1 protein-coding gene is annotated in these 796 nt (G+C 32.2%); it reads right to left on the bottom strand.

Translation table 11 applies throughout. The features are described 5' to 3' along the window. On the bottom strand, positions 1–796 hold a 796-nt coding region (locus tag HMPREF9131_RS00170), incomplete at both ends, for a Clp protease N-terminal domain-containing protein (RefSeq protein ID WP_009344701.1).

Genomic DNA, 796 nt, shown 5'->3' with positions numbered 1-796 from the left:
TCCATAGCTCCTTCTGCTGCACCTGCACCAATTATTACGTGCATTTCATCAATAAATAAAATTATATTTTTATTATTTTCGGCTTCCTTGACTACATTTTTTAGTCTTTCTTCAAAATCTCCCCTATATTTTGATCCTGCGATTAATGCAGAAACATCAAGAGTCATAATTTTCTTATCTGCCATAATTTGAGGCACATCTCCATTAAAAATTTTAAGGGCAAGTCCTTCAGCTATAGCAGTTTTACCAACACCCGGCTCACCTATCAAGACAGGATTATTTTTTGTTCTTCTTGATAAAACTTGAATAACTCTTTTTATTTCTTTTTCTCTACCAATTATGGGGTCAATTTTCCCCTCTTGGGCTTTTTTACTTAAATCTATTGTAAATTTATTTAAACTTTCTTGAGATGGATTTTCTTCATTTTCCTCTTCATACTCATCTAAGTTATTTAAAATATCATTTTCTAAATTAATAATATCTATGCCTAATCTTTTTAGAACAAGAATAGCAACGCCTTGCCCCTCTCTTAAAATGCCGAGAAGCAAGTGTTCAGTTCCAACATATCTATTTCCTAATTCTTTTGCTACATCAAAAGAAAGTTCAAAAATTCTTTTAGTTCTTGGCGTATAAGAAACAGAGGCAACTGTAGGTCCTTGACCAGTAGCTACAATATCAAGAGTAGCTTTTTTTGCCTTTTGGTAATCTATTCCCAATTTATCTAAAATTTGTGCTCCAGTATCTGTCCCTTCTTTTATTATTCCTAAAAGAATGTGTTCAGAGCCTATATATGAAT

It is taken from the genome of Peptoniphilus sp. oral taxon 836 str. F0141 (genome assembly GCF_000179335.1).
Lineage (GTDB): Bacteria > Bacillota > Clostridia > Tissierellales > Peptoniphilaceae > Peptoniphilus_A > Peptoniphilus_A lacrimalis.
Note: the sequence above shows the minus strand (reverse complement) of the source record. Positions and strands in the feature narration are given on the sequence as shown.